Annotated in this window: 19 protein-coding genes; 10 read left to right on the top strand and 9 right to left on the bottom strand. The window is 71.4% G+C overall.

The features are described from left to right. Positions 1–44: 44 nt before the first annotated feature. The 4 genes from AB0M02_RS31540 to AB0M02_RS31555 form a co-directional block, all read right to left on the bottom strand. Positions 45–1,481 (bottom strand): glycoside hydrolase family 130 protein, encoded by a 1,437-nt coding sequence (locus AB0M02_RS31540; RefSeq protein WP_364233688.1) that lies wholly within the window; start codon positions 1,479–1,481, stop codon positions 45–47. A gap of 44 nt (positions 1,482–1,525) precedes the next feature. Then, on the bottom strand, positions 1,526–2,560 hold the full coding sequence (locus AB0M02_RS31545) for a glycosyltransferase (protein WP_364233444.1): 1,035 nt from the start codon (positions 2,558–2,560) through the stop codon (positions 1,526–1,528). A 104-nt stretch (positions 2,561–2,664) separates the two neighbouring features. Further along, positions 2,665–3,819, bottom strand: a complete 1,155-nt coding sequence (locus AB0M02_RS31550; RefSeq protein ID WP_364233446.1) for a glycosyltransferase — start codon at positions 3,817–3,819, stop codon at positions 2,665–2,667. A gap of 158 nt (positions 3,820–3,977) precedes the next feature. Then, positions 3,978–4,979: a glycosyltransferase family 4 protein gene (locus tag AB0M02_RS31555; protein ID WP_364233447.1), complete on the bottom strand. Its 1,002-nt coding sequence runs from the start codon at positions 4,977–4,979 to the stop codon at positions 3,978–3,980. 82 nt (positions 4,980–5,061) lie between these two features. Here AB0M02_RS31555 and AB0M02_RS31560 point away from each other — a divergent pair, with 82 nt between their 5' ends. Beyond that, a complete protein-coding gene (locus AB0M02_RS31560; protein ID WP_364233449.1) occupies positions 5,062–6,780 on the top strand; it encodes an alpha-glucosidase in 1,719 nt (572 codons plus the stop codon). A 25-nt stretch (positions 6,781–6,805) separates the two neighbouring features. On the opposite strand, the gene AB0M02_RS31565 is transcribed toward AB0M02_RS31560, so the two are convergent. Together AB0M02_RS31565 and AB0M02_RS31570 are read right to left on the bottom strand one after the other, a co-directional pair. Beyond that, positions 6,806–6,955, bottom strand: coding sequence for a hypothetical protein (locus tag AB0M02_RS31565; protein WP_364233452.1), 150 nt, complete (start codon positions 6,953–6,955; stop codon positions 6,806–6,808). A gap of 60 nt (positions 6,956–7,015) precedes the next feature. Next, entirely contained in the window at positions 7,016–8,539 is a 1,524-nt protein-coding gene (locus tag AB0M02_RS31570) for a CocE/NonD family hydrolase (RefSeq protein WP_364233453.1), read from the bottom strand. An 83-nt stretch (positions 8,540–8,622) separates the two neighbouring features. On the opposite strand from AB0M02_RS31570, the gene AB0M02_RS31575 reads away from it, so the two are divergent. From AB0M02_RS31575 to AB0M02_RS31585, 3 genes are all read left to right on the top strand, one after another. Then, positions 8,623–9,258, top strand: a complete 636-nt coding sequence (locus AB0M02_RS31575) for a TetR/AcrR family transcriptional regulator C-terminal domain-containing protein (protein ID WP_364233456.1) — start codon at positions 8,623–8,625, stop codon at positions 9,256–9,258. Positions 9,259–9,278: 20 nt separating this feature from the next. Continuing rightward, positions 9,279–9,770 carry a TspO/MBR family protein gene (locus AB0M02_RS31580; protein ID WP_364233457.1) on the top strand — a complete coding sequence of 164 codons (492 nt, stop codon included), beginning with the start codon at positions 9,279–9,281 and terminating at the stop codon, positions 9,768–9,770. Between the two features lie 113 nt (positions 9,771–9,883). After that, complete coding sequence (locus AB0M02_RS31585) at positions 9,884–11,941, top strand: N-acetylmuramoyl-L-alanine amidase (protein ID WP_364233460.1); 2,058 nt, start codon at positions 9,884–9,886, stop codon at positions 11,939–11,941. Here AB0M02_RS31585 and AB0M02_RS31590 read toward each other — a convergent pair. Next, positions 11,929–12,684 carry an SGNH/GDSL hydrolase family protein gene (locus tag AB0M02_RS31590; RefSeq protein ID WP_364233462.1) on the bottom strand — a complete coding sequence of 252 codons (756 nt, stop codon included), beginning with the start codon at positions 12,682–12,684 and terminating at the stop codon, positions 11,929–11,931. The genes AB0M02_RS31585 and AB0M02_RS31590 overlap by 13 nt on opposite strands. A 71-nt stretch (positions 12,685–12,755) precedes the next feature. Further along, positions 12,756–13,658: an NADP-dependent oxidoreductase gene (locus AB0M02_RS31595; protein WP_364233464.1), complete on the bottom strand. Its 903-nt coding sequence runs from the start codon at positions 13,656–13,658 to the stop codon at positions 12,756–12,758. 82 nt (positions 13,659–13,740) lie between these two features. Here AB0M02_RS31595 and AB0M02_RS31600 point away from each other — a divergent pair, with 82 nt between their 5' ends. The 3 genes from AB0M02_RS31600 to AB0M02_RS31610 all read left to right on the top strand — a co-directional run bounded on the left by AB0M02_RS31600 (position 13,741) and on the right by AB0M02_RS31610 (position 18,462). Continuing rightward, on the top strand, positions 13,741–14,763 hold the full coding sequence (locus tag AB0M02_RS31600; protein WP_364233467.1) for a class I SAM-dependent methyltransferase: 1,023 nt from the start codon (positions 13,741–13,743) through the stop codon (positions 14,761–14,763). Between the two features lie 67 nt (positions 14,764–14,830). Beyond that, the gene (locus AB0M02_RS31605) at positions 14,831–17,848 is read left to right on the top strand and encodes a BTAD domain-containing putative transcriptional regulator (protein WP_364233469.1); all 3,018 of its coding nucleotides are present in this window, start codon (positions 14,831–14,833) and stop codon (positions 17,846–17,848) included. A 35-nt stretch (positions 17,849–17,883) separates the two neighbouring features. Next, a complete protein-coding gene (locus AB0M02_RS31610) occupies positions 17,884–18,462 on the top strand; it encodes a hypothetical protein (RefSeq protein WP_364233471.1) in 579 nt (192 codons plus the stop codon). Here the strand turns inward: AB0M02_RS31610 and AB0M02_RS31615 are convergent. Next, entirely contained in the window at positions 18,434–18,709 is a 276-nt protein-coding gene (locus AB0M02_RS31615) for a DUF1707 domain-containing protein (protein WP_364233472.1), read from the bottom strand. The genes AB0M02_RS31610 and AB0M02_RS31615 overlap by 29 nt on opposite strands. Positions 18,710–18,761: 52 nt before the next feature. On the opposite strand from AB0M02_RS31615, the gene AB0M02_RS31620 reads away from it, so the two are divergent. The 3 genes from AB0M02_RS31620 to AB0M02_RS31630 are packed head-to-tail and all read left to right on the top strand — an operon-like array spanning position 18,762 to position 21,208. After that, positions 18,762–19,598: a hypothetical protein gene (locus AB0M02_RS31620; protein WP_364233474.1), complete on the top strand. Its 837-nt coding sequence runs from the start codon at positions 18,762–18,764 to the stop codon at positions 19,596–19,598. A gap of 45 nt (positions 19,599–19,643) precedes the next feature. Beyond that, entirely contained in the window at positions 19,644–20,285 is a 642-nt protein-coding gene (locus AB0M02_RS31625) for a bifunctional 4-hydroxy-2-oxoglutarate aldolase/2-dehydro-3-deoxy-phosphogluconate aldolase (RefSeq protein WP_364233477.1), read from the top strand. Beyond that, positions 20,282–21,208 (top strand): sugar kinase, encoded by a 927-nt coding sequence (locus AB0M02_RS31630; protein ID WP_364233478.1) that lies wholly within the window; start codon positions 20,282–20,284, stop codon positions 21,206–21,208. Before AB0M02_RS31625 ends, AB0M02_RS31630 begins: the two co-directional genes overlap by 4 nt. Positions 21,209–21,334: the final 126 nt, after the last annotated feature.

Below are 21,334 nucleotides of genomic sequence, written 5' to 3' on the forward strand. Positions count from 1 at the left end.
GCGCCGCACCCGGGTGTTCCGGATGCGGCGCAGTCACGCTCGGGTCAGCCGATCGGTGACATCCGGTGCAGGAGGCGGTCGAGAGGCATGCTGGCGAAGCTGATCCGTACGTCGCTGGAGGCGTACGGCAGCCAGAACCGCCCGTCGTGCACGAGCCCACCGCAGGAGTACAGCACGTTCGGCACGTATCCCTCACGCTCGATCTCGTCGGGGTCGATGAGGCCCTGCGGGAGGTCGGCGATCACCCGGTCCGGGTTCTCCAGGTCGAGCAGCATGGCGCCGATGGCGTACCGGCGCATCGGGCCGACGCCGTGGGTGAGCACCAGCCACCCGGCCTCGGTCTCGATCGGCGAGCCGCAGTTGCCGACCTGGATCAGGTCCCAGCCGCGGTGTGGCACCAGCAGCGGGCCGGCCGGCTGCCAGCGGTGCTGCTCGTCGCGGACGGCCAGGCCGAGCGTCTCGCCGTCGGAACGGCAGAGCGCCATCTTCCGGCCGTTGATGTAGCGCGGGAACAGCGCCATGCCCTTGTTCCGGGCGGCCGGCCCGTGCAGCGCGGTCACCTCGAAGTGCCGCAGGTCCCGTGTGTAGACGACCCGTCCCGCGATGTTGTACCCGTCGTACGCGGTGTAGGTCGCCTGGTACGCCGGGCGCCCGTCCGGATCCACCACCTGCACGAACCGGGCGTCCTCCATGCCCCGGCTCTCGCTCGGTGTGGCCGGCCACATCACCCGCTGGTGCAGTGGCATGGTCGGCGGGAACGTGACCGCGTAGTCGTCGCCCACGATCCGCCGGATCAGCTCCAGCGTCATCGGGGTGGTCGGCCGGGCCAGGATCTCCGCCGGCAGGTGGCTCAGGATGTCCTCGAACACCTGGTCGTCGTACCGGTCGGGCAGTGCGCCGAGCACGTACGCCGAGGCCTCGTTGTCGATGTCCTCGTCACCGAGCGCCGCGAAGAGCTGGTGCTTCATGTGCTTGGCGCCGACCCGCTGCCCGATCGCCAGCGGTCCCTCGCGGTCCTCCAGGCGGATCGCCGCGCCCGGCCCGAGCACCACGCTGCAGAAACCGATCGAGGAGATGTGCCCCTCGCCGATCTGCCGCAGGCTGAGCGCGGCCCGCATCTCGCCCGGAGCGAGGTCGCTCTGGTCCGGGTGCGGAACCATCGACGGGTTGCACAGCGCCGCGGCCTCGACCGAGAACTCGTGGCTGAAGTACGCCCCGATCAGCGTCCGGGCCGCCGGCGACAGCTCGATCTCCGGCGGGACGCGGTGCTGGACCACCTCGTAGTGGTGCTGGAATACGCCGAGTATGTCGTGGTGCCGGCCGGAGAAGCGGCCCAGCACGTCGTCCAGCAGCGTGGTGATGTCCGATTCGTCGAGCTGCAGGATGCGCTCGATCAGCGACGACGCCCGGTTGTGGGCGATGTGCGCGTCCTCGCCGGGCACGAACAGTTTGATGACCACGCGGCGGCCGTCCGGCGCCATGGTGATGTTGTGACGAGTGATGTCTTGCTGATTCACGGTTGCGGTCACGCTAGGCCGCCTGACGGTCGGGTCGCGCTCCGGTTCGCCAGCGTGCGGGCATGCTGCAGCGTGGAGACAAGCGCGAGAGTGGATTCGGCTCCTTGGTTCAGATTAGGACCATCAGCCTTCAATCCGTCATAACAACCGCAAGTCTCGGGGTCGTACATCACCGATCCGGTGTCGTTGTCGCCCAGAAACCAGGCGATCGCCTGGAACAGCGGCGCGTCCCAGCGTTCGTCCCCGGTGACCGCGGCGGCCGTGGCGCAGGCGTCCGCGGTGGCGGCGGCCTCGATCGGCTGCTGGTCGTGCCGGTGCTTCTCGGCGCCGGGCCGCCAGCCGCCGACCGGGACGGTGGAGAGGTGGCCGTCGTGCTCCTGTGTGTCGCAGAGCCAGGAGAGCATCCGCAGTCCGTCGGCGAGCAGGCTCTCGTCGCCGAGGAGGTCGCCGGCCGCGACGACGACCTCGGCGAGGGCCGGGTTCGCGTACGTCAGCTCGCGCTCCGGCCAGACCCAGTCCGGGTCGGAGCCCGGTACGCCGATGACCGTGGCCGCGTCGCCGAGCAGCTGTGCGGCGTCCCGGTCGCGCGGGTCGGCGCGCAGCACCTCGGCCGCCCCCAGTCCGGCGAAGGTCATCGCCCTCGGCCACGGCGACCGGCAGCGGACGCCCTGCTGGAACGCGTTGCGCGCCTCTCGCCGGATCCACCCGGTCCCGCCGCGGGCGGCGGCGGTGCCCAGGCCCCAGAGCGCGCGGCCCCACCAGTCGCCGAACGACGGTTCGTCGCGCCACTGCCGGTCGTAGCTCATCCGGTTGCGGAACGCCCCGTCGGCGCCCTGCGCGTGGGTGAGGAACGCCAGCCAGCGCTCGGCGTGCCGGATCAGTTCCGGCCACGGCCGGGGTTCCCGGCAGGCCACGAGCAGCCCGCGCGACACGTCGTCGACGCAGTAGCCGTGCTCGCGCCGCACGATGGCGTTGCGCGCGTGCTCGAGCAGGCCGGTGTCGTCGGAGAGCCGGAACACGTGGTCCCAGCGCGGTTCAGGCACATCCTCGAGCTGTATCGGCGGCGGGATCAACCGCAGTTCGTTCCCGCGTGTGGAGTTGGGGTTCGTATGGAGGCCGAAATCCACACGGAGGGTTTTGCGGGTGTTCACGCGGGGATGGTGGCCGCCGCGAGCGGCCGGCGGTCGGCGATGAGGCGGGCGGCGAGCGACTGGTAGCGGGCGGCCACTGCGGGCCAGCGCAGCGTCGGGCCACCGGCCAGGCCGGTGAGCCGGCCCGGCAGGCCGGGTTCGGCCAGCACACGGCGGACGGCAACGGCCATCGCTTCCGGATCTTGATGGGGTACGAGCAGACCGGGCCCGTCGGCGAGCAGTTCCACCGCGTGCGGGAACTCGGTCGCGACCACCGGGATCCCGGCGGCGACCGCCTCGATCAGCACGCCGGACGTGACCTGCTCGGTGGAGTCGTAGGGCAGCACGACCGCGTCGGCCGAGCGGATCAGGCGGGACAGCTCGGCCGGCTCCAGGTAGACGTCCGACCAGCGTACGCAGTCCGCCACGCCCAGGTCCCCGGCCAGCGCCGTCAACGAGTCCCGGTACGCGTCACCCTGCTGTTCGAGGACCTTGGGGTGGGTCCGCCCGGCCACCGTGTAGATCGGCCGGGGCTCGACGTCGTCGAGCAGCGCCAGCGCCCGCAGCGCCCACTCGATGCCCTTACCCGGGCCGAGCAGGCCCCAGGTGAGCAGGTGCGGCCGGTCGTGGTCCTCGCGCGGTACGTCGTTGTGGCTGCCCGCGCCGTGCGGGATCACCGTGATCTTGCGGGCGTCGACGTCGTAGTGGGTGCTGAGCCGGCGGCGGGCGGTGTCGGTCATGGTGACCACCGCGTCGGCCGCGGCGCCGATCTGTTCCAGGACGGCCCGCTGGAGCGGGTCCGGGTGGGTGAGCACGGTGTGCAGGACGACGATCACCGGTACCCGCAGCGCGCGCAGCACCGGGAGGATCTCGGCGCCGGCGTCACCCGGGTAGATGCCGTACTCGTGCTGGATGATCGCCACGTCGAAGCGGTTGAGGGCGGTGGCGGCGGCCACCCAGCCCCCGGAGCGGTCGGTGTGCCAGGTGTGCACGACCCGTGGAGCGGCCCGGTCGAGCGCGATCCCGCCTCCGGTGTTGTCGCCGGCGAGCAGCCGCACCACACCTGACCCAGCGGCTCCGGCCGTGAGATGGGTGGCCAGCGCCGCATTGAACGTCGCCAAACCGCATTGAGAGGGGGGATAAGTGCTCAGAAACCCGTATGTCGCGGGCATGACAGGCCTTTCTCCTCGGCCGGCTGCCTCCCCGCAGCACGGACTCAGTGCGCGCGGGCACGGTTCCGTCGACCGCGCGAGAACGGCGCAATGACGGTCCAGGAATAGGGCCCGTTTAACGCGCAATTCACATTGCGACGTTAACAAGATCTTCCTATTCAGCTGATGATTTTTCGGTAAATCGCCAGGTACTGCTCCACCATGCGATCGGCCGAGAACCGTTCCCGGGCCCGCGCGGAACAGGCCACCCGGTCGATCTCCGCGATCCGGTCGACGGCCGACACCGCCTCCTCGATCGTGCTGACCAGGCGACCGGTCACGCCCTCGTCCACGACCTCGGGCATCGATCCCTTCCGGTAGGCGATCACCGGCGTACCGCAGGCCATCGACTCGACGACGGAGAGCCCGAACGGCTCGGCGAACCGGATCGGGTGCAGCAGTGCCGCGCCGGATCCGAGAATCGCGCCCCTCTCGTCCGGCCCCACCGATCCCAGATAGACGACCCGTTCACCGTCGATCAGGGGTTCCACGCTTTTCGCGAAGTAATCGTGGTCCTGCACGATTCCGCACATGATCAGGCGGCGACCCGCCCGCCGGGCGATCTCGATAGCGATGTCGGTTCCCTTGTCGGGGTGGATGCGGCCGAAAAGGATGAGATCGTCGCCGCCGTCCGGGTGCACCGGAAGCCCGCTCAGATCGACGCCGTGGTGAACGGTCGCCAGATATTCGAGGTCGGGGGAGCGGTCGCTGTCGGAGATCGCGACGAAGTGCGACCGGGCCCGCCGGTACGCCGGGAGGATGTTCTGCCCGGAGAACCCGTGCACCGTGGTCACCATCGGCGCCCGGCAGTGCGCGGAGAACGCCAGCGGCAGCCAGTCCAGGTGGTTGTGGATCAGGTCGAACTCGCCGGAGCGCTCGAGCGCGTGGCTGACGTGGATCGCCTCCCAGACCCGGCCGTCGATCCGGTCGCTCTCCTCGTACCCGGTCTCCACGACGCCGTCGAGCGTGGCCTTGGTGATCGAGTCGAGCGTCGCGAACAGCGTCACGTCGACCCCGCGCTCGGTCAGCCCCTCGGCCAGCAGGCTGGTGATCAGCTCCCACGGGCCGTAGTGCACCGGCGGCGTACGCCAGGCGATCGGCCCCAGCAGCGCAATCTTCATGACAAATCCGAATTTCCGGGCATAACCACGTGGTCAGTATGCATCGCCGGTCCCGGACCCGTTCTCGTGTTAAGGAAGACGCATGACTGATTCGTGGTGGAAGAAGGCGGTCGTCTACCAGATCTACCCGCGCAGCTTCGCGGACGCCGACGGCGACGGCATGGGCGACCTGCGCGGCATCATCGACCACCTCGACCATCTGGCCGAGCTCGGCGTCGACGTGCTGTGGCTGTCACCGATCTACCCGTCGCCGCAGGACGACAACGGCTACGACATCAGCGACTACCAGGACATCGAGCCGCTCTTCGGCGACCTGGGGACCTTCGACGAGCTGCTGGCCGGCGTACACGGCCGCGGCATGAAGCTGATCATGGACCTGGTGGTGAACCACAGCTCGGACGAGCACCGATGGTTCGAGGAGAGCCGCTCGTCCAGGGAGAGCCCGAAGCGGGACTGGTACTGGTGGCGCCCGGCCCGCACCGGGATGGAGCCGGGCACGCCGGGCGCCGAGCCGACCAACTGGGGATCGGTCTTCGGCGGCCCGGCCTGGGAGTTCGACGAGAAGACCGGCGAGTACTACCTGCACCTGTTCTCGAAGAAGCAGCCCGACCTCAACTGGGAGAACCCGGAGGTCCGCCAGGCCGTGTACGCCATGATGCGCTGGTGGCTGGACCGGGGCGTGGACGGTTTCCGGATGGACGTCATCAACATGATCTCCAAGGTGGTCGATGACGACGGCTCGCTGCCGGACGGCCGCCTCTCCGCCGGTGCCGCGTACGCCGACGGCTCCGCGAGCTTCGTCGGCGGCCCGCGCCTGCACGAGTTCCTCCAGGAGATGCACCGGGAGGTCTTCGAGGGCCGCGACGGCCTGCTGACCGTCGGCGAGATGCCCGGCGTCACCGTGGAGGAGGCGCGCCTGCACACCGACCCGGAGCGGCACGAGGTCGACATGGTCTTCCAGTTCGACCACGTCTGGGTGGACCGCGGGCCGGACCCGTGGCTGCTGATGCCGCTGCAGCTAACGCAGCTCAAGGCGATCCTCGGCCGCTGGCAGGCCGGGCTCGCCGACCTGGGGTGGAACAGTCTCTACTGGAACAACCACGACCAGCCACGCGTGGTCTCCCGGTACGGCGACGACAGCCCCGAGCACCGGGTGACCTCGGCCAAGATGCTCGGCACCGTGCTGCACCTGCACCGCGGCACGCCCTACGTCTATCAGGGCGAAGAGCTCGGTATGACCAACTACCCGTTCGGCGGGATCGAGGACTTCCGCGACATCGAGGCGCTGGGGCAGTACCGGCAGGCACTCGACCTGGAGGGCCGCAGCGCCGAGGAGGTGCTCACCGTCCTGCGGGCCCGGGGCCGGGACAACGCCCGTACGCCGATGCAGTGGGACGACTCGCCGAACGCCGGCTTCAGCACGGGCACGCCGTGGCTCGCGGCGAACCCGAACGCGCGGGAGATCAACGCGAAGGCGCAGCGCGCCGATCCGGACTCGGTCTTCCACTACTACCGGCGGCTGATCGACCTGCGGCACGCCGAGCCGGCCGTGGCCGACGGCGACTTCACCATGCTGCTGCCGCACGACGAGCGGCTCTACGCCTTCACCCGCCGGCTCGGCGCCACCGAGCTGCTGGTGATCGGCAACTTCTCCGGCGAGCCGGTCCGGGCCGAGATCGAGGACGCCGCGAGCTGGTCGTCGGCCGAGCTGGTGCTGACCAACGTGGACCCGGCCCCGGCGGATCTCGTCCTCGGCCCGTGGCAGGCCGTCGTCTACCGGCGAACGCTCACCTCGCGGTGACCCGGAAAGTGGCCGAGCCGGGCCGTCAGCCCGCGGTGATGGTCGGCCATGCGTAGCCGAGCAGGGCGAACGCCGCCCCGAGCAGGGCCAGGCTGAAGCCACGGGTGCCGATCGGCAGTGCCGCCAGCACCAGCAGGATCACGGCGATCAGATAGAAGAGTCCCTGAACGGACATGTGAAGCTCCTCGATGTGGGGGTGTGGGGCGGCGACGCCTTACCCCCACATCGAGGACGGTTAAACCACGGGTAGGACCAGCACGGACGTGTGCTGGACCGTTGTCTCGGTCGGGACGAGACGGGTGGCCGGTCCGGGCGGCTCACCCGTGCCGTAGTTGCGCAGGTAACGCGGGTGGGCCCCGCCGGCCACGAGCAGCCGGATCCGGTGGCCCGGGCGGAAGCGGTGTGCGGTGGAGCCCATCCGCACCACCGTCCGGCCGCCGGAGATGCGGGCCAGCCCGTCGCACACGTTGATCGACCGGCCGGTGGGGTCGACGTCGCAGAGGCGGGCGAAGAGATCGCCGCTCGCCGCCGTGGTGGTCGCGTCGAACTCGGCGTGCACGGCTCCGATGACCTCGACGGCGTCGGTCAGCGGCTCGGTGCTGAACAGGATCACGTCGGCGCGGGCCTCGAGCTTCGCGTTGTCGTGCGTGCCCTGCGTCGGTGACTGCAGAGCGCCGCCGATAGAAGGGGTCGGATCGCGTGGATCGTACCGAAAAGTGGTTGAACCCTCGGCACCCAGATGGAGCTCGCGGGAGGTCGAGGCCGGCGGCCAGCCGGGGAGATCGCGCCACTCGCCGGCCCCGCCGACGTGGATCCGCACCGGCTGAGCCGGCGCCTCGCCGCGCAGATGGCGCAACGTCTGCCCGAACATCTCCGCCCAGCCCTCGCCGAGGGCGCTGGTGTGCGTCCACGGTCCGATCAGCAGGTCGACCGGCAGGCCCGCCGCGCGCCGGCGGGTGTAGACCTCGAGGACCTGCTCGGTGACGATGTCGTGCCAGCCGGTGCTGAGGCTCACCGGCACCTCGGCCGCGGAGATCGCCGCGATGCCGGAGGCGCCCCGCCAGTAGTCCTCGTCGGCGTCCGGTGTGGTCAGCCAGTGCTCGAACTCGGGGCGCCGGCCCCGGTAGACCGTTTGATAGCTCTCCAGCAGCGGCACCTCGGTGAGGGCGCGCTTGAGATGCCGCTGGAGCCGGGCGATGGCCTTGACGTTGGTCCAGAGCGAGGTGGCGCCGGAGAACAGGCCGAGGCCGCCGACGAGCGAGCGCTCCAGGTTGAACGTCCCGCCCTGCCAGAAGAACGAGTGCGGGTCGAAGAGCGCCACCTGGGTGATCGCGCCGCGCCACTCCGGCGGCGGGTCCGCGGCCAGGGCCGACTGGGTGTACGCCGTGTAGCTCGGGCCGAGCGTGTAGAGCTCGCCGGTGAACCACTCCTGCTTGCGGATCCATTCGACCGCCGCCTGGCCGTCGGGCGCCTCGTTGCGCCAGGTGTGAAATTCGCCGCCCGACCCGCCGGCCCCGCGGCTGCTCTGCAGCAGCACGTGGAAGCCCTGCTCGGCGAGGAGGGTGCCGTAGAGGTAGTCGAACGGCAGGCCGGTGCGGATGTAGGGGGCGCGGAGCAGCACGGTCGGGCACGGCTCGCTGGTGACCGGCGCGTAGTGGTCGGTGAGCAGGGCGTCGCCGTCGGCGCCGGGCACCGGGACGGCCGGCTCCCACACGACGTCGTAGCGTGCGGCGGGGCCCTTGCGGGCCCGTCGCCGCATCAACCGGAGGATCAAGGGCAGCTTGCGCATTGTCCAACCCCCTTTTCCGTACGTTGTACCAGAATACTAACAGGAGGTGCTCCGTGGCCCGAGGCCGCCCGCCCGCGTACACCCGGGAGCAGGTGGTGGACGCGTCGATCCGCCTGGCCGACGCCGACGGACTGGACGCGGTCACCATGCGCCGGGTCGCCGCCGAGATCGGTGCCGGCGCGATGTCGCTCTACACGTACGTGCCGGACCGCGAGCACCTGATCGACCTGATGGTGGACGCGGTCGCCGGCGAGCCGGACCTGCCCGCCCTCACCGGTGACTGGCGGGCCGACCTGTTCGCGCTGGTGTCGGCGCAGCGCGACCTCATGCACCGGCATCCGTGGCTGCCCGGAGCGCTGACCGGGCGCGGGATGGCCGGCCGCAACATGCTCGGGCTCCTGGAGCACGGCCTCGGTGCGATGGAGCCGACCGGGCTGCCGGGTGCCACCCGGATGGCGCTGCTCGGCATGTTCACCGGGTTCGTCGCCTCCTACGTCACCAGCGAGCTGGCCGGCGCCTCCACCGGCGAGGACCAGGCCGCCCAGATCGGCTCGGCGGTGGCCGGCGGCGACTTCCCCCGGCTCGCCGCGGTCGTCGCCGAGGGCGGCGGCCCGGTCCTGAACTTCGCCCGCGTCGCGGACTGGGTGATCAACGGCCTGGTGCGGCAGGCCGGTGATTCGCCGCGCTGATCCGCGGGTACCGCTGGGGCATGACCAGTCATGTGATGCGCTCGGGCCGATCCGTCAATCCGTGGCTGGCGCTGGCCGGTTTCGGCGCCGCGGTGGCGGTGGCCGCCCTGGTCGGCGGCCTCGGGGTGGCCGGGACCGCGAGCGAGTACCAGAGCCTGGACCGGCCGTCCTGGGCGCCGCCCTCGTGGCTGTTCGGGCCGGCCTGGACCGTCCTCTACGTGATGATCGCGGTGAGCGGCTGGCTGGTCTGGCGGCGAACCGGCTGGGGTACCGCGCTGAACTGGTACGCCGCGCAGCTGGTCCTGAACGCGATCTGGACGCCGATCTTCTTCGGATTCGGGCGGTACGGCCTCGCGCTGGTCGACATCGTGGTTCTCTGGGTCTTGATCGGGATCACGGCGTGGCAGTTCCGCCCGGTGTCCCGCCTCGCAGCCGGGCTGCTGCTGCCGTACTGGGCGTGGGTGAGTTACGCGACGGCGCTGAATGCGGCCATTTGGCTCATGAACCAATAAATCAGAGGATTTTTCGCAAAACTCCCCACGGGCTGCTCCCGATCGCGGCAAGGTGTCTCGTGGTCGCCGGTTAGCCCGATTTGACCCCTTCCGCTGGCGGCCGGGGAGTCTTGATGCGCCGCACCCTCGCCGCCGCCCTCGCCGTCGCGCTCGTGGCCGGTTCCCACGCCGGTATGCGGGACCGCGACGTCACACCGGCGATCAGCCTGATGCAGACGTTCCCGCTGACCGCCGCGAGCGCGCGGTCGGGCGACCTGCGCCTGGTCGCGGAACAGGCCGGCGGGGTGCGCACGGCCGAGTTGCCGCGTCGCCGCACCGGCCCGTTCAGCCTGCTCGGGGTGACCTGGGCCGACCCGCGCGCGGTGGCCGAGGGCGCCATCGAGGTGCGGACCCGGTCGATCGCCACCGGGGCGTGGTCGCCCTGGCGGCTGTTGGAGACCGACAACCCGGACGCCTCCGGCGGTGCGGGCGGCCCGGCCGTGCGCGGCGCCAGCGACCCGCTCTGGGTCGGGCCCTCCGACGGGGTGCAGGCGCGGATGATCTCGGCCGGGCGGCCGCTGCCGGAGGGGCTGCGTGTCGACCTGATCAACCCGGACGCGCCGCGCGACGACCCGCTCCGGCTGGTGGCGGCCCGGCGCGACATGGCGACGGAACCGAAGCGGGCACCCGGGCTGCCGCCGCGCCCGGTGCCGAAGATGATCACGCGGGCCGGCTGGGGCGCCAACGAGACGATGGTGAAGGAGGCCCCGGCGTACACCGGGGCGATCTCGGTGGTGTTCGTGCACCACACCGCGACCGGAAATGGATACGCCTGCTCCGAGACGGCGAGCGTGCTGCGGGGCATCCAGGCGTACCAGGTGCGGAGCAAGGGCTGGAACGACGTCGGCTACAACTTCCTGGTCGACAAGTGCGGCACGATCTTCGAGGGCCGGGCGGGCGGCGTGAACCGGTCCGTGCTCGGCGCGCACACGCTCGGCTTCAACAACAACGCCAGCGCGATCGCGGTGATCGGCAACTTCGGCGCCACCTCGATCCCGGCCGCGGCTCGGGCGTCGGTGGCGCAGCTCGCGGCGTACAAGCTGGGCGCGTGGGGCAGCCCGCCGGCCGGGCGGGTGGCGCTGGTCTCCGGCGGCAGCGACCGGTACCCGGTCGGCAAGAAGGCGGTGCTGTACCGGATCGCCGGGCACCGCGACACCGGCAAGACCGAGTGCCCGGGCAACGCCCTGTACGCGCAGCTGCCGTCGATCCGCTCGCTGGCCGGTGGCGCACCGGCCGGACTGAAGTACGACAAGCTCGGTGGCGCGTCCGCGTACGCCGGGAAGTACTACAGCAAGGGCCTGCTCCAGCCACTCTGGAACCTGAACACCTCGAGCCGGATGCTGGACCGCTTCGAGGTCTGGCTGGACGGCCGGATGCTCACCGCCGCACCGGCCGGGCACCGGACCTCACGGGTACGGCTCACCGCGGGTTCGCACACGGTCGCGGTCAAGGCCGTGCACCTGTCCGGGCGTACGGCGGTGACCAGTGCGACGGTGGTCGCGGACGCGGTCGCGCCGGCCTTCGCCACCGCCCCGCAGGTGTCGCTGCGCACCGGGACGATCAGCACGGCGGTGCCGGTGCGGCTGACCTGGGCGGCCACCGACGCGAACGGGCTGCGCTCGATCCGGGTGACCGGCACGTCCCGGGAGGTGCTCGGCGGGACCGTGCGGGCCCTGAACGGGACGGCGCGAGCCGGGGAGGCGGGTTCGTGGACGGTCACGGCGAGCGATCCGGCGGGGAACGTGCGGAACGGTTCGGTCACGCGTACCCCTGTGATCCTTTCGGAAGCCGGAGCGAAACGGACCGGAACCTGGCGCACCCTGCGTGACCCCGGATTCCTCGGCAGCGAGGCGGTCACCGCCTCGGCCGCTCGCGCGTCGCTCAGCTGGACCTTCACCGGCACCTCGGCCGCCCTCGTCGTGGGACGCACCGCCACCTCGGGCCGGGTCCGGATCTTCCTGGACGGGCGCGACCAGGGCGTGGTCGACCTGCGCTCGGACGCGGCGACCTATCGGCAGGCGATCTGGACCCGGGCCTGGGGCAGCAGTGGCTCGCACACGGTTCGGGTGGAGGTGGAGGGTACCGGCGGACGGCCCGCGGTCATGCTCGACGGGCTCGCCTACCTGCGCTGAAACGGATTCGCCACCACCGGCATCGAACGGCCGGTGGGCAGCACCCGGCGCAGACCCTGGTACCACTGGTAGGCCATCTGCCGGTAGCCCAGCTGGTTCGGGTGCACACCGTCCACCGTGTTCGCCGCGGAGATCCGCGACATGTCGACCAGCGTGACGTTGTAGGGGTAGCGCTGGGCGACCCGGGCCACGGCGCTGTTGAACGCCCGGAACTCGGCGGCGTGGCGGCCCGGCACGACGAGGAGCTTGGCGAGCACGATCTGGACGGACGGATCGATGGTGACCATGCGGTCCAGCAGCTCGGCGAGGCGCTCCGGCGAACCGGCGGCCCGGTTCTTGAGCAGGTCGTTGGTGCCGATGTCGAGGAGCACGACCTGCGGTTGGTACTTGAACATCCACTCGTCGATGTGCCGGGTCAGCCAGGCGATCCGCCAGCCCGGGTGACCCTCGTGGGCGTTGTCGCCGCCGGAGCCGTTGCGCAGCGAGCCGACGAAATCGGCGGGCAGGCCGGAGGCGGTGATCCAGGTGTACAGGTCGCGGCGGTAGCCGTTCTCGGTCCGGTCGCCCTTGCCGAAGGTGAGGCTGTCACCGAGTGGCAGGATGCGGATCTTCTCGGCCTTGTGGCGCACGGTGCTGGGTGGCCCGGCCGCTGCGGGCGCGGTGTTCGCGGAGAGGGCGATGGCGGCGGCCATCACTCCGGCGGCCAACAGCGGTGCCGGGCCATTCCCGGTCAGGTGCCTCATCAATCGCATGCCGGGCGCTTCGGTGTGGTAGCCGGGCCACTGAGCAGGTGATCCGGTACCGCAACCGGCCGCTACCGGGTCGCCACCGTGATCACGACCTTGCCGCGGCCGTGGCGGGATTCCACCTTCCGATGCGCCTCGACGATGCCGTCGTCGTCGAAGGCGTAGGTGCGGATCGGCATGACGATGTCCTTGGCGATCACCTCGGCGAGGCGCTGGGGGGAGCGGCCGGCGCGGACCACGAGGGCGCCGTGCTCGGCTGCGGCCTTGTCGTCGACGATGGTGCCGATGCGGTTCGGGGGGATGCCCAGGGCCACCGACTGGGCGATGGACTCTCCGCCTGCGGCGTCGAGGGCGACGGTGGGGGTCAGGGAGGTGCTTCGGATCGCTTCGATCAAATTCTTACCGTACGGGACGGGCACGGCGTTCAGTTGGCGCAGGTAGTCGTGGTTGTCTTGGCTTGCGGTTCCGATTACTTTTGCTCCAGTTTGGGTGGCTAGCTGGGTGGCTATGGTTCCTACGCTGCCGGCTGCGGCGTGGATCAGGATGACGTCGTCCGCGGTCAGGTTGAGTTCGGTGAGGGCGCCGGAGGCTGTTTGGGACGCTGCTACCAGTCCTGCTGCGGTGTTGTAGTCTCTGTTTTTTGGCTTTATTACGACATTTTCGGCTTTGACGGTTACGAGTTCGGCCACTCCGTTGAGCATGGTGGAGCCGAGGACCTCGTCGCCTTGTCGGATATTTACGACATTTGATCCTATGCGTTCGACGACTCCGGAGTATTCCTGGCCGATCTGCTGGGGGAACTTCGCCTGCACCCAGGGCATGGTGCCGTTGCGTACGGCGATGTCGAAGGGCTGGACGCCGGCGGCGTACACCCGGACCAGGACCTCGTCCGGACCCGGCTCGGGGTCGGGCAGTTCGGCGATGCGCAGGACGTCGGGCGGACCGTACCGGTCGAAGACTGCGGCTCTCATCCGACCACCCTGCAAGCTGAACTCAACTTGAGGTCAAGCGTTCTGCACGCGCGCTGCACGCGGTCCGTCGCAGGGTGGACCCATGACTGATCTCGCGGAACGCATGCTGGGCGCTCTGATCGGCGCCGTCGAACTCTGCACCGTCGAACTCGGCCGCAAGCTCGGCCTCTACGCCGCACTCCGGGACGGGCCGCTCACCCCGGCCGAACTGGCCAAGGCGGCCGGCATCGACGAACGCTACGCACGGGAGTGGCTGGAACAGCAGGCCGCGGCCGGGTTCCTGACGCCATCCTTCGAGCTCACGCCGGATGTGGCGTCGGTTCTGCTGGACGAGGGCGGCCCTGACTACGCCGGCGCCGCGGCGGAGTTCGCCGTCGGTGTCGCGCTGCTGACGCCGCGGGTGATCGAGGCGTTCCGGACGGGTGAGGGAGTGCCGTACTCGGAGTACGCCGACGTGCGGCACGGCATCGCCGGGTTCAACCGGCCGATGTTCGACCATCTGCTCACGACGGAGTGGCTGCCGGCGGTGCCGGAGGTGGATGCGCTGCTGCGGTCGGGTTCGGGTGCCGCGGTGCTCGATCTCGGGTGCGGGATGGGGTACTCGTCGGTGGCCCTGGCCGTGGCCTATCCGTCGATCACCGTCCGTGGGGTGGACCTGGACCCGGACTCGATCGCGGCCGCCCGCTCGGTGGCGGCCGCGGCGGGAGTCGCGGATCGGGTCAGTTTCGCGGTGGGCGACGCGGCCGGCGCCCTGTCCGGATCATACGACCTGGTCACGATATTTGAGGCGTTGCATGACATGGGGGATCCGGTGGGCGTGCTGCGGGCGGCCCGGGGCGTCCTGGCGCCCGGCGGCAGCGTCTTCATCGCCGACGAGCGGGTGGCGGACACGTTCACCGCGCCCGCCGGTGAGGTCGAGCGCCTCCAGTACGCGTTCAGCGTCCTGCACTGCCTGCCCGCCACCCGAGCCGAGAACCCGGTGATCGCCAACGGGACGATCCTGCGCGCGCCGACGCTGCTCGGGTGGGCCCGCGACGCCGGGTTCGGCAGCCCGTCCGTGCTCGACATCGAGAACGAGTTCTGGCGCTTCTATCGGCTGCGCTGAGTCGTAGATCTGTCGGTAGTCCGATTGGCCTTGCACTGCCCCTGGGGCGGGGTTTTACGGTCGTTGCGTGCTGGTTCGGATTCTGGGGCCCTTCGTGGTGGAGGGCGACGACGGTCCGGTCACCCTCGCCGGCGGTGCGCAACGCGCCGTCCTGGCCCTGCTCGCCCTCCGAGCGGGCCGGCCGGCCGGGGTGACCGAGCTGATCGACGCCCTCTGGCCGGAGGACCCGCCGCCGTCGGCGCGCAACAGCCTGCAGTCGCATGTGGCCAGGTTGCGCGCCCGCCTCGCCGTGCCCGGCCTGATCACCCTGGAGCCCGCCGGCTACCGCCTCGACCTGCCGCGCACCCGCGTCGACGCCCTCCACTTCGAGGACCTGATCCGCGACCACGCCAACCCGTCCGCAGCCCTGGCCCTGTGGCGCGGCCACCCCCTGCCCGAGTTCCCCGGCGAGCCGTTCCGCGGCGCCGCCGCCCGCCTGCACGCCCTGCACCACACCGCCCTGCTCCGCCACGCCGCCACCCTGCCGCCCGCCGACGCCGTGACCGAGCTGCACGCGACGGTCGCCCTCGACCCCCGCTGGGAGGAGGGCACCCTCACGCTCGCCGCCGCCCTGGCCGCCACCGGCCATCGCGGCGAAGCTCTGGAAACGCTCCGCCGCCACGCGGACGCCGTGGTCGACCAGCTCGGCCTGGACCCGTCGGAGCATGTTCGCCAGGCGCAGCTGGCCCTCCTCAGAGGAAGGCCTCCAGCCACCGTCGAGCCGGCAACGCATCGCGACGCCGGCGAGGCGCTGCCGGCGGGCCACGGTGCGGCCCGGTCATCGAGCGACGGTGGGGGCGGTCAGGGAGCGTTCGTCCAGGGCGGGCTCGGGGGTCCGCCGCCAATTGGCGTACCCTTGAGGTTTTCGTCCTTTCTGGGCAGGGAGGGTGAGCAGCGGCAACTGGCCGCGCTGCTCGCTCAGCCGGGCCTGGTCAGCGTGGTGGGGCCCGGTGGCGTGGGCAAGACGCGGCTCGTGGCGGAGACCGTGCGGGCGGCGTCCCGGGTGGCCTGGGTGGACGCGGCCGACGTGCGGGAGGCGGACTTCCTGGCGGCGGTGGCGGTCGCGGTCGGCGCGCGGGTGGCGCCCCATGAGGACCCGGTCGCGGCGATCGCGGGTGCGGCCGAGCGGTTCCCGGTGGTGGTGCTGGACAACTGCGAGCACGTGCTGGGCGCGGCGGCCGAGCTGGCGGAGGCGCTGCGCGGCGTTCGGGTCGTGGTGACCAGCCAGGAGAGCCTGCGGGTGGACGGCGAGCAGGTGCTACGGCTCGGCGGGCTGGCACCCGAGACGGCCCGGCAGCTCTTCTGCGAACGCGCCCGGGTGCCGATGTCGCCCGCGGTCGGCGAGGTGGTGGAACGCCTCGACCTGTTGCCACTCGCGATCGAGCTGGCCGCCACGCAGGCGGCAGCCCTCGGCGTCACCGAACTCCACGCCCGCCTCGACGACCGCCTGGATCTCCTGAGCCGCGGCCGCCGCGGCGGCGACCCCCGCCATCGGACACTGCGCGCGGTGGTCGGCTGGTCCTTCGGCCTGCTGGACCCGGCCTCCGAGCGCCTGCTGCGGCGGCTGGCGGTCTTCGCGGGCGGCTTCTCGGTGGCGGCCGCCGAGACGGTGGCGGCGGACGAGATGCTGCCCCGCGCGCGGGTCGCCGGCCTGCTGGCGGGCCTGGTGGACCGGTCACTCGTCGCCCGGCACGGTGCGGGCCGGTTCCGGTTGCTGGAGACGGTGCGCGCCTACGCGACGGAGCCGGCCGCCCCCGACGAGCGGACCGCCGACCTGGTCGAGCTGGCGGCAGCACGCGCCAGCGGCGACGCCGGCCCCGGCGTCGCACGGGCAGACGGAGCGGCGGCGACAAAAGCAGGCGCGGCGGCCCGGGCGGGCGCGACGGCGACTGCGGGCGTGGCGGCGACTGCGGGCGGGGCCGGCGGGGGACGGGTGGCGGCTGGTGCGGGTTTGCCGGGGGACGGTGACCGGGCGGCCACCGAGGCTCGGCATGCGGTGGCGATGGCGGGCATGGCCGAGGAGCTGGACGCGCGGATGCGTGGGCCGGAGCAGGCCGCTGCCGTGCGGGAGATCGACGCGCTGCTGCCCGACCTGCGGCTGGCGTTTCAGCGGGGCGACGCCGAGGTCCGGGTGAGGCTGGCCGCTTCGATGTATCGCTATGGCTATCGCTGTCAGCAATACGAGGTGCTCGCCTGGGGACTGGCCGCCGTCGACGGGCCGCGGCACCCGGACGCGCTGGCGGCGGCCGCCACGCACGCGTGGGGGCGGGGCGACCTCGGGGAGGCGCGGAGGCTGGCGGGACTGGCCGAGCCGCCCGGGGCGCCCGCTCACGAGGTGCTCGGGGACGTCGCTCTGGTGGCCTGTGACGCGGAGGCGGCGATCGCGCACTACCGGGCGATGGAGGGCGAGCCGGCCGCGCGGGTCTCCGGGCTGGTCGGTGAGGCGCTCGTGCGGGTGTGGTCGGGCGAGACCGATGAGGCGGTGGCGCTGGCCGGCAGCGCGGTCACGCTGGCGGACGCCACCGGGAACCCGAGTGCGCGGGCCGAGGCGCGGTACGGGTTGGGGGAGGCGCTGGGCGACACCGAGCCGGAGCGGGCACTCGGGCTGTTCGACGAGGCGGTGGAGCTGGCCGCGTCGGTGGACGACCGGCTGTTCCAGGCGGCGGCCGGGACGGCGGCGGTCGCTGTGCGGAGCCGGCACGGGGATCCGGGGCCGGCGCTAGCCGCGTTCCGGGAGGTGCTGCGGCTGTGGCGGCGGGCCGGGAACGACACGTTGCACGCGGCGGCGCTGCGAAACCTGATCGTGCTGCTGGTGCGGGTGGGCGCCGACGAGACCGCCGTCCTGATCGACGCGGCGTTGCCGGCGGCGGAGGTCTACCCGGCGGAGGCGGCAAGGCTGGACCGGGCCCGGGCGGCGGCGGCCGAGCGGCTCGGCGCGGAGCGGGTGACGGCGGCGCGGCGGCGTGGCGCACTGCTCGGACCTGCGCAGATTGCCGAGGAGGCGGCTGTCGCCATCGAAGCGTTACTGGCACGGGGGCGTGGTTGACAGTCGTCCGGGTACCGGGTCGATACGGTTAGCGGGTGTCTCAGATCCCGTGGTGGGGACTGCCCCTCGTGGCCGTCGTCTTCGCCCTCGCAGGGGCCGCGGTCGCGGTTCTCGTCCAGGCCCGTGACAACAGCCTGCTGAACCGGCAGCGCCGCAACCGCCGGTGGTACGAGGAGCGCAGAGAGGCCTACGTCCAGCTGCTGGCCGGGTTCGAACGGGCCACGTACCGGCTGCGGGCGGCGTTCGAGGCGGGGGAGAAGCCGCCGAGCGCGCTGGCTTACGTGGATCAGATCGGCCCCGCGCTGATGCCCGTGCGGCTGCTCGCCTCGGGGCCGGTCCGCAGCGCCGCTCTCGCCGTACACCTTCAGCTTGAAAGATTGCACAGTGAGATGAACCCGGCCGCCGTGGTCGGTGTACAGCCGCAGACCCACTTCCGTGAGCTGATCACGCAGGTGCCGCTGGTCATGCAGCAGTTCGAGGCGGCCGTCCGGGAGGAACTGGGCATCCGGGACACCCCGCCGGAGCCCGTGCAGTCGCCGAACGGTGTGGTCCGCGGCCTGCTGCGCAAACCCCCGGTCAAGAAGATCAGCGGGCAAGAGTCAGAACGACGGTGAACAGGGCCAACACGATCCCCGCGGCGAGGAACGCCCACAGCAGGTGACGTGAGTCGTCCCGCGGGTCCTCCGAGGTCGGGAGATCCGCGGTGACGGCGGCCAGATCGCCGTGTGTCACGCACGCCAGCACGCGGTCGACGCGTTCGGCGTACTCATCAAGCGTCAACCGGCCCGCAGCCGCATGCTTCTCCAGGATGGCGACGACACGGTACCGTTCTGCGTCGGAGGCCCTGAGTGACTCGTTCACGCGGGTCACAGTAGCCCCTGCCGACCCACCCCTCACCATCTCGGGAGACACGATGGCCAACAGCCTTCTCGTGATCGAACGCCTGCTCCGCGACCGCGAGAGCGTCTGGCGCCAGATCATTGAGGAACGTGACCTCAAGCAGCTCACCGGCCAGATGCTGGTCAGCTCCGCGCTCAGCCTCGCGCTGTACGGCGCGGTCCTCGGGTTCTCGAACAGCGCCCTTCAGGCGGCCTCGTCGTTCGTGAAGCTGCCGCTGCTCTTCCTGGCGACGCTCGCCATCTGCCTGCCTACGCTCTATCTGTTCAATCTCGTGTTCGGGGCCAAGCTCTCGGTCCTCCAGGCGCTCACCCTGATCATGGTCTGCATCACGGTGACCTCGGTCCTGACGCTGGCGTTCGCGCCGATCAGCCTGTTCTTCCTGATCACCGCGCAGAGCTACGCGTTCTTCAAGCTGCTCAACGTGGGGATCCTGATCCTCACCGCGGTCGTCGGGCTGCGCTTCCTGACCGCCGGCATGCGCGCGCTCAACGCCCACCAGGCCTCTGTCGTCGTCCCGGCCACCCCGGCGGCGCTCACGTCGGAGAGCACCAGCACCAGCACCACGGCGCCGGCCAAGGAGAACGGCGCCGTCCTCACCGCCCCGGCCCCGGTCAAGCCGCTCTCCCAGATCGGCGCCCGCCCGCCGCAGCCTCACCAGGGCGACGGCTCGACCAGCATGACGCTGCTCTACATCTGGATCCTGCTGTTCGGCTTCGTCGGCACCCAGCTCGCCTGGACGCTCCGGCCGTTCTTCGGCAGCCCGGGCAAGGACTTCGAGCTGTTCCGCAGCATCGGCGGCACGTTCTACGCCGACGTGTTCGACACGATCGGCCGCCTCCTGGGCGGCTGAGATTGGGACTTACTGCAAACAGTTTGCATCGGGCAGGATCGAGCGGTGACTGATCAACACGTATCCCTCGATCCTGTCTCCGCTGCCATCGTCGGCAGCGGGCTCGTCGCCATCCTCCGAGCACCCTCCGCCGACGGTTTCGCCGCGGTGGCCGATGTCCTGGTCGCGGCCGGGATCACGGCTCTCGAGGTCACGCTGACCTCGAGGGGCGCGATGGAGGCGATCGCCGGCCTGCGTCGCCAGCTTCCGGACACCGTGATGGTCGGAGCGGGCACGGTGCTCACCCCGGACGACGCGAAGGCCGCCGTCGACGCGGGTGCGGTCTTCCTGGTCTCGCCGGTGGGTGGCACCCTCACCGGTCAGGACGTGCCGTGCTATCCGGGCGCGTACACGCCGAGCGAGGTCTACGCGGCGCATCGGGCAGGTGCGCCGCTGGTCAAGCTCTTCCCGGCCGGCGGCCTCGGCCCGGGGTACCTGAAGGACCTGCACGGCCCGCTGCCGGACGTCAAGATCATGCCGACCGGTGGCATCGGCCTGGACGACATCGCCAAGTGGATCAACGCGGGTGCGGTCGCGGTCGGCGTCGGCGGCCCGCTGATCGGCGACGCGGCCACCGGCGGCAGCCTCACCGCTCTGGCCACCCGGGCCCGGCACGCGGCCGACGCGGTCGCCTTCGCCAGATCATGAGCGGCGTCCTCACCCTCGGCGAGGCGATGGGAATCTTCGTGGCCGACGGCATCGGCACGCTGGAGAGCGCCCGGGGCTTCACTCTCGGCATCGCCGGCGCGGAGAGCAACGTCGCGATCGGGGTGGCGCGCCTGGGAGGCGACGCGACGTGGGTGGGCCGGATCGGCCAGGACGCGGTGGGCGCGCTCATCGCGGCCCGGTTGCGCTATTTCGGCGTGCGCGCCATCGCGCTCGCCGACGACGCGTTCACCGGCCTGATGATCCGCTACCAGCGTTCGGGCCAGTTCATCCACGCCGACTACCACCGGGCGGGCAGTGCCGGCTCGCGGCTCAACCCGTCCGACGTGCCGGTGTCGGAGATCGAGGCGGCCGGAATCGTCCACGTCACCGGCATCACCCCGGCGCTCAGCGACACCGCCCGCGCCGCGGTGTTCCACACGGTCGAGGCAGCCCGGGCGGCCGGTGTCACGGTCTCCGTCGACGTCAACTACCGCAGCAAGCTCTGGTCCCGCTTCGACGCCGCCCCGGTGCTCCGCGACCTGGTCACCCGCGCCGACATCGTCTTCGCCGGCCCCGAGGAGGCCGAGATCTTCATCGACGATCCCGATCCGGTACGCGGCCTGGCCGCACTCGGCCCCACCGAGGTCATCGTCAAGGACGGCGCCCGCGGCTGCGTGGCCCAGATCGACGGCACCCTCCACGCCGTGCCCGCCCTCCCGGTCACCTCCCTCGACCCTGTCGGCGCCGGCGACGCTTTCGTGGCCGGCTACCTGGCCGACCGCCTGGCGGGCGCCGGGCCCGAGGGCCGCCTGCGGACAGCGATCGCCGCCGGCGCCTTCGCCGTCACCGTCCCGGGCGACTGCGAGGGCCTACCCACCCGCACCGACCTGGCCGCCCTCAGCGGCGGCGACATCCACCGCTGAGCGTGCCCCACCCGTGTGTTGACTTGCACCCCGCTGCGCACCCCAACTCCACACGCAGCGTTGGGGTGCCGCACCCGTGTGTTGACTTGCACCCCGCTCCGCACCCCAATTCCACACACACATTTG

The organism is Actinoplanes sp. NPDC051861, assembly GCF_040681145.1.
Classification (GTDB): Bacteria; Actinomycetota; Actinomycetes; order Mycobacteriales; family Micromonosporaceae; genus Actinoplanes.